Origin of the sequence: Pseudomonas sp. IPO3749, from assembly GCF_013386605.1 — a bacterium.
GTDB classification, from domain to species: domain Bacteria; phylum Pseudomonadota; class Gammaproteobacteria; order Pseudomonadales; family Pseudomonadaceae; genus Aquipseudomonas; species Aquipseudomonas azotoformans_A.
Map to the genome: position 1 here is coordinate 47170 of NZ_JACARN010000026.1, position 6739 is coordinate 53908.

General features: G+C 61.7%; 5 protein-coding genes and 1 pseudogene. 4 read left to right on the forward strand and 2 right to left on the reverse strand.

Annotation, left to right across the window (positions count from 1 at the left end; all coding sequences use genetic code 11):
• Nucleotides 1-46: 46 nt before the first annotated feature.
• Entirely contained in the window at nucleotides 47-1054 is a 1008-nt protein-coding gene (locus HX812_RS12445; protein WP_038847201.1) for an NADP-dependent oxidoreductase, read from the reverse strand.
• A gap of 229 nt (nucleotides 1055-1283) precedes the next feature.
• On the opposite strand from HX812_RS12445, the gene HX812_RS12450 reads away from it, so the two are divergent.
• From HX812_RS12450 to HX812_RS32400, 4 genes and pseudogenes are all read left to right on the forward strand, one after another.
• Nucleotides 1284-2045 carry an SDR family oxidoreductase gene (locus HX812_RS12450; RefSeq protein WP_033897656.1) on the forward strand — a complete coding sequence of 254 codons (762 nt, stop codon included), beginning with the start codon at nucleotides 1284-1286 and terminating at the stop codon, nucleotides 2043-2045.
• 203 nt (nucleotides 2046-2248) lie between these two features.
• On the forward strand, nucleotides 2249-3661 hold the full coding sequence (locus tag HX812_RS12455) for a PLP-dependent aminotransferase family protein (protein ID WP_038847203.1): 1413 nt from the start codon (nucleotides 2249-2251) through the stop codon (nucleotides 3659-3661).
• A gap of 1023 nt (nucleotides 3662-4684) precedes the next feature.
• Nucleotides 4685-4885 (forward strand): annotated as a pseudogene (locus HX812_RS32395) (HAMP domain-containing protein); the annotation flags it as partial.
• Nucleotides 4886-4900: 15 nt separating this feature from the next.
• Complete coding sequence (locus HX812_RS32400) at nucleotides 4901-5743, forward strand: methyl-accepting chemotaxis protein (protein WP_370590780.1); 843 nt, start codon at nucleotides 4901-4903, stop codon at nucleotides 5741-5743.
• Nucleotides 5744-5780: 37 nt separating this feature from the next.
• On the opposite strand, the gene HX812_RS12465 is transcribed toward HX812_RS32400, so the two are convergent.
• Nucleotides 5781-6593: an alpha/beta fold hydrolase gene (locus tag HX812_RS12465; RefSeq protein ID WP_038847207.1), complete on the reverse strand. Its 813-nt coding sequence runs from the start codon at nucleotides 6591-6593 to the stop codon at nucleotides 5781-5783.
• Nucleotides 6594-6739: the final 146 nt, after the last annotated feature.

Genomic DNA, 6739 nt, shown 5'->3' on the forward strand with positions numbered 1-6739 from the left:
CCGCTTTCGCGAGCAAGCCCGCTCCCACAATTCGATCCACAGTGTGTCAGTTGACCTTCAGTACCAACTTGCCGAAGTTCTCGCCGTTGAACAGCTTCATCAGCGTCTCCGGGAACGTCTCCAGCCCCTCCACAATATCTTCCTTGCTCTTGAGCTTGCCCTGGGCCATCCAGCCGGCCATTTCCTGGCCAGCAGCGGCAAAGCCTGCGGCGTGATCCATGACTACAAAACCCTCCATGCGCGCGCGATTGACCAGCAGTGACAAGTAATTGGCCGGGCCTTTCACGGCTTCCTTGTTGTTGTACTGGCTGATGGCACCGCAGATGACTACGCGGGCTTTCAGTGCCAGGCGGCTGAGGACGGCGTCGAGAATATCGCCACCGACGTTATCGAAATACACGTCCACGCCCTTTGGGCACTCGCGCTTGAGGGCAGCGGGCACGTCTTCGCTTTTGTAGTCGATGGCGGCATCGAAGCCCAGTTCATCCACGAGGAACTTGCACTTGTCGGCGCCGCCGGCAATGCCCACTACGCGGCAACCCTTGAGCTTGGCGATCTGCCCGGCAATGCTGCCCACGGCACCGGCTGCACCGGAGATCACCACGGTTTCGCCGGCCTTGGGCGCACCCGTGTCCAGCAGCGCAAAGTAGGCGGTCATGCCCGTCATGCCCAGGGCGGACAGGTAGCGCGGCAACGGCGCGAGCTTCGGATCGACCTTGTAGAAGCCACGCGGTTCGCCCAGGAAATAATCCTGCACGCCCAGCGCGCCATTGACGTAGTCGCCGACGGCGAACTTCGGGTTGTTCGACGCAATTACTTTGCCCACACCCAACGCGCGCATCACTTCACCGATGCCGACCGGCGGAATGTAGGACTTGCCTTCATTCATCCAGCCGCGCATGGCCGGGTCGAGGGACAGGTATTCGTTGCGCACCAGCACCTGGCCATCCTGGGGCGCGCCTACCGGGACTTCCTGGTAAGTGAAGGTGTCCCGGGTGGCTGCGCCGACCGGGCGCTTGGCGAGCAGGAATTGGCGGTTGGTCTGGGCGGTCATGGCAGCGACTCTTCTGGAAATGAACCTGAAGTGATAGACCTTGAACGCGCCGGGGGCAAGGTTCACCGAGGGTGCGAATGGCGGTCGATAGGCGTTGCTGATAGTCGTCCGGTGCCTTTTATCACTGCAATCCATGCGGCGCCAACCGGCGGTTTGATAGTGCTGACGCGTCCCGCGCGGCGTTGGCTAGACTCGACCCACGGCTAATTTCTCCCACAGGACATCTTCTATGAGCATGACGTTTTCCGGCCAGGTCGCCCTGGTGACTGGCGCCGCTGCCGGTATTGGCCGCGCCACCGCGCTGGCGTTCGCCGCCGAAGGCTTGAAGGTCGTGGTTGCAGACCTGGACGTGGCGGGCGGCGAGGGCACTGTCGCCCTGATCCACCAGGCCGGCGGTGAGGCGCTGTTCGTGCGCTGCAACGTCACGCTGGAGGCGGATGTGCAGCAATTGATGGCCCAGACCATCGCCGCCTACGGTCGCCTGGACTACGCCTTCAATAACGCCGGTATCGAGATCGAAAAGGGCAAGCTGGCCGATGGCAGCCTGGATGAGTTCGACGCGATCATGGGCGTCAACGTCAAGGGCGTGTGGTTGTGCATGAAGCACCAGTTGCCGCTGTTGCTGGCCCAGGGCGGCGGGGCGATCGTCAACACCGCCTCGGTCGCGGGCCTGGGGGCGGCGCCGAAGATGAGCATTTATGCGGCCTCCAAACATGCGGTGATCGGCCTGACCAAATCGGCGGCCATCGAGTATGCGAAGAAGAAAATCCGCGTCAACGCGGTCTGTCCAGCGGTGATCGATACGGATATGTTCCGGCGCGCCTATGAAGCCGACCCCCGCAAGGCTGAGTTTGCCGCCGCCATGCACCCGGTCGGGCGCATCGGCAAGGTTGAGGAAATCGCCAGTGCGGTGCTTTATCTGTGCAGCGACGGCGCGGCCTTTACCACGGGCCAAGCGTTGGCGGTGGACGGTGGTGCGACCGCGATCTAGGACCTCACGCCGCCCTTCATTCGAAAAGGTTTGGGGGGCTGTGGGGCGTTTCCATAGCTGGCACCGTGCCCTGCCGGAATGTGTATCAGAAGGTAAATAATCTAATAAAATCAATACTTTAATAAAACTTGGCGAGCGGCCGAAATGCGCTTCTGTGCTTAACTGTTCTGGGTTGAATAACAGACAGTTGAAGTGAGTGGCGCATGGATTTAGGGATCGATCGACAAGCCCTTGTACCGGTGGTGCAGCAAATCATCAGCGCAGTGGCGCAATGGATTCGCACAAGTGGAGTGAGCCCCGGCACACGCTTACCGTCCATTCGACAGGTGGCCCTCGATAACCTGCTCAGCCAATCCAGCGTGATCGAGGCGTTCGAGCGGATGGTCGCCCAGGGTGTGCTGGTTTCCAAGCCGGGCTCGGGTTTCAGCGTGGCTCAGCCACCGGCCCTGCATGAGGGCCAGTGGTACGAAGGCGCCGAGCGGGAATGGGGCGGCTTTGTCGATAGTCCACTGGGAGAGCTGAAGCTGGGCTGCGGCTGGTTGCCCGATGCCTGGCGTGAAAGCGATGACATCAGTTATGCGATTCGTGAAGTCACCCGTACCGACACCGCCGGCCTGTTCAACTACAGCACGCCACTGGGGTTGCCGGCGCTGCGCGAGCAACTGCTCAAGCGGCTGAGCCGAATCCAGATTGCGGCCCACCAGGACCGTATCCTCACCACGGCGGGCGCGAGTCATGCCCAGGACTTGCTGATACGCACCTTGCTCAAGGCCGGCGACTGCGTGGTGGTCGAAACGCCAGGGTACGCCAACCTCTATAGGCAATTGGCATTCCACGGTGTGCAACTGCTGCACGTGCCGCGAACCCCCGCGGGCCCGGACATTCCGGCGCTGGAAGCGCTGCTGCAGCGACACCGGCCCAAGTGCCTGTTCATCAACAGCCTGTATCACAACCCCACCGGCTCCAGCCTGAGCCGCGCGGTCGCCGAGCGCTTGCTGGCGCTGGCGCGACGCGACAATTTCCTGATCATCGAAGAGGATGTGCTTGGCGACTTGCAACACGCCAGTTGCACGCGGCTTTCGGCATTGCCCCATGATGACCGGGTGATCTACGTCGCCAGCTTTTCCAAGACCTTGAGCAGTGCCTTGCGCGTGGGTTACCTGAGCGCCAGCGCCGCGATCATCACGCAGTTGGCCAGCCTCAAGACCCTGACCGGTTTCGGCACCTCACGCTTTGCCGAAGCGGTGGTGGCCACGCTGCTGGCGAATGGTACTTATCGCAAATGGGTACAGCGTTTGCGCAAGCGGTTGAATACGCAAATGACAGCTACGCTGCAGGTGCTGGAGGACGAGGAGTGGGAGGTGTTCACCGCGCCTGCCGGCGGTATGTTCGTGTGGGCGCGACCGGGGGCACGGGACTCATCGCGGTTGCAGGTATGTGCCCGGCGACTCGGGGTTTTATTGTCGCCGGGAGCGCTGTTCAGCCCAACCAGCGAGCCCAGTGAGTGGCTGCGCATCAATGTGGCGTATGCCGATGATCAACGGGCCTTGGCGTTGTTCCGCGCCATGGGGCCTGCCAGATCGACCTCGACCATTCTGAAAACGACGAGCGTGTAGCTTTTTGCCATTATTGTGGCGCCAACGACTTGTGTTCAGTGCCTTGTGGTTGCGAATCTCGCCTGTGTAAACCGGGCTCGATGGCAACCGCCATTGCAAGAGGATTCAAGTGCAATGATTTCGGCCGTGCAACGACAATTCGCCAACCTTGGTATGGCAAAAAAGCTGGGCTTGGGTTTCACCCTGGTATTGCTGTTGACGGCCTTGGTCGCGGCGATCGGGGTGTGGTCCCTGCAAACCGTTGGCCAGCGTTTCGAAGGCCTCAAGGCCATGTCGTCGCTTAACAGCGGCTTGCTCAAGGTGCGCCTGATCGAGCAGGACTACGCGCTGCACGCCGACCCCAAAGCCGTCGATGCCCTGCATGAAAGCGTTGATGCCTTGGCGGCGCTTGCGGCCAGTCTCAAGGCCCAGTCCGCGGCCAATGTGCCGGTCATGACCGATGTCGAACAGGCCTTGGCCGCCTACCGCAAGGCGTTCGATGAGTTTGTCGAATTGACCCAAACCAAAGACCTGGCGTTGGAGATGGCCAGTTGGTCGGTGTCCAGCGTGGCCAACAACCTTGACGTGTTGCAGGCCGGGCTGGCGGATGACGGCGCCTATGGCTTGAAGGAAAGCCAGGGCAAGGAAGGCGCCGAGTTCATCGAGCAGGCGGGGCAGGTCAGCCAGGTGTCGCGCCTGATGCTGCAAGCCATGAATGAAGCCCACGTACGCTTGAACCAGAGCCGAAAAGTCGATGAGGACAATGGTGAGCAGGGCAAGATCGAGCAAGCCGACCAGGCCCTCGCCCAGGTCGAGCAACTGAAAACCGCAGTCAAGGATTCCGGCTACCAGACCGTGCTTAACGAAGTGGCCGGGCATATCGCCGCGTTCAGTGAAAAGCTCGGCGAGTACACCGGGCTGTTGGCGCAGGAAAAGGTGGTCTACAAGCAGCTGCATGATCGGGCGGGTGAGGTCGTCAGTCGGGTCAACCAGGCCTACGACGCCGAAGACCAGTCGATGCAGGCGCAGTTGAAAAAAAGCGCGATGCTGATCATCGGCTCTTCGGCTTTGGCGTTGTTGGTGGGGTTGATAGCGGCGTGGGTGATCACCCGTTTGATCGTTGCGCCGCTGCGCAGTGTGATTGCGGTAGCCCAGCAGATTGCCGACGGCGATTTGAGTGGGCGCATGGAGGTCAGCCGTCGTGATGAAATCGGCCAGTTGATGCAGGCGATGCAACAGATGGGTAATGGGCTTAGCCAGATGGTCAGCGGCCTGCAAGCCGGTATCGAGCAACTGGCCAGTTCGGCGCATTCATTGTCCAGCGTCACCGAGCAGACCAACGTCGAGGTCAGCAGCCAGAAAGAAGAAACCGAACAGGTCGCCACGGCGATGAACCAGATGACCGCTACTGTGCACGATGTGGCGCGCAACGCCGAAGAGGCCGCGCAAGCCGCGCAGACCGCCGATGACAAAGTCGACAGCGGCCAGCAGGTGGTGCGCCAGAGTTTGCAGCGCATTGAATTGCTGGCCGCTTCCAGCACCTCTGCCAGCGCCAGCATCGAGAGCTTGAGCGCGGAAATTCAGCACATCGGCAGCGTGTTGAGTGTGATCAAGAGCGTGGCCGAACAGACCAACCTGCTGGCCCTCAACGCCGCCATCGAAGCCGCCCGTGCCGGCGAGCAGGGCCGTGGTTTTGCGGTGGTCGCTGACGAAGTGCGGGCCCTGGCCAAGCGTACCCAGCAATCCACTGAAGAAATCGAACGACTGGTCAGTACCTTGCGCAGTGCGGCCCAGTCATCCGTGCAGCAGATCCAGCAAAGCGGCGAGTTGGTGAAGCTGGCAGTGAGCGATGCCCTGGAAACCGAAAGTGCCTTGGGCAGCATTGCGGTGGCGGTGTCGTTGATCCAGCAGATGAACCAGCAGATTGCCGCGGCGGCCGAGGAGCAAAGCTCGGTGGCCGAAGAGATCAACCGCAGCGTCACCAGCATTCGCGCCAGTGCCGATCAGTCGGCGCTGAGCATGCAGGGCAACGCCGCGTCGAGTATTCAACTGGCGCAGTTGGGCGCGGAACTCAAGGGCATGGTGGGGCACTTCCGCCTGTGATCGCCGCGTGAGTGCGACGACCACAGGGGAGGGCGGGTCAGGCGTTGTTGGCGAGGAAGGTCAGCAGGGCTTCGTTGACGAAGTCCGGGTTTTCCCTGGCGCTGATATGGCCGGCTTCAGGAATCAGGATCAGGCTGCAACCGATCAGGCCCGCCATCTCTTCGGACTCGGCGGGAGGGCGCGGTTTGTCCTGCTCGCCGCACATCACCAAGGTGGTGTCGGCGTCCAGGCGCGGCAGTTGCTCCAGCACGTCTTCGCGACTGAAGATCAGCCGACCCAGGGGCACGATGCTCTGCAACAGGCGCTCCTTGGAGTAACCCTGCAATTGCCGGCGGAAATCCTGGTACAGCGCTGATTCACGGTCGATACCCGGGCGGAAGAAGATCGGCGCGACCACATCCAGCAGCGGCTCGGGGATGGCACCGGCGTCTTCGATCATCTTGAACAGCGAAAAGTAGTACTGGCGCGTGGCCTCGGGCTCGGCGCCCAGGTAGGTGTCCATCAGCACCAGGCTGTTGATTCGCTCGGGGGCCAGCAGCGCCAGGCGTGCGCCCCACATACCGCCGACCGAGAGCCCCACCAGGTTGATCTGCGGGATGTCCAACTGGTCGAGCAGGGCCAGGGTTTGGCGCGCGAGGTCGTCCAGCGAATGGGTCTTCGCGGGCAGCGCACCGGATTCTCCGTGGCCCCATAGCTCCGGCACGATCACACGGTATTGTTGCGACAGCGCTTCGATCTGCGGCGACCACATGCCGGCGTCCCACAGGTAGCTTGAACCCAGCAGGACGACCGGGCCGGTGCCCTGGTCAATGTAGTGCAGCGGTTGTCCATCAATGACGGCGACAGGCATAGCGGGCCTCTGACTTCACGGAGTAAGGGGCACTTTTTTACGCTAGTCGGGGGCGGGGGGATAGATGCAAAGTGATGGCATCTTGTGAAGCGGTAGGTTGTTTGTACAAACCTGGTCTTGTAGTGAGCGGGCTTGCCCCGCGCTGG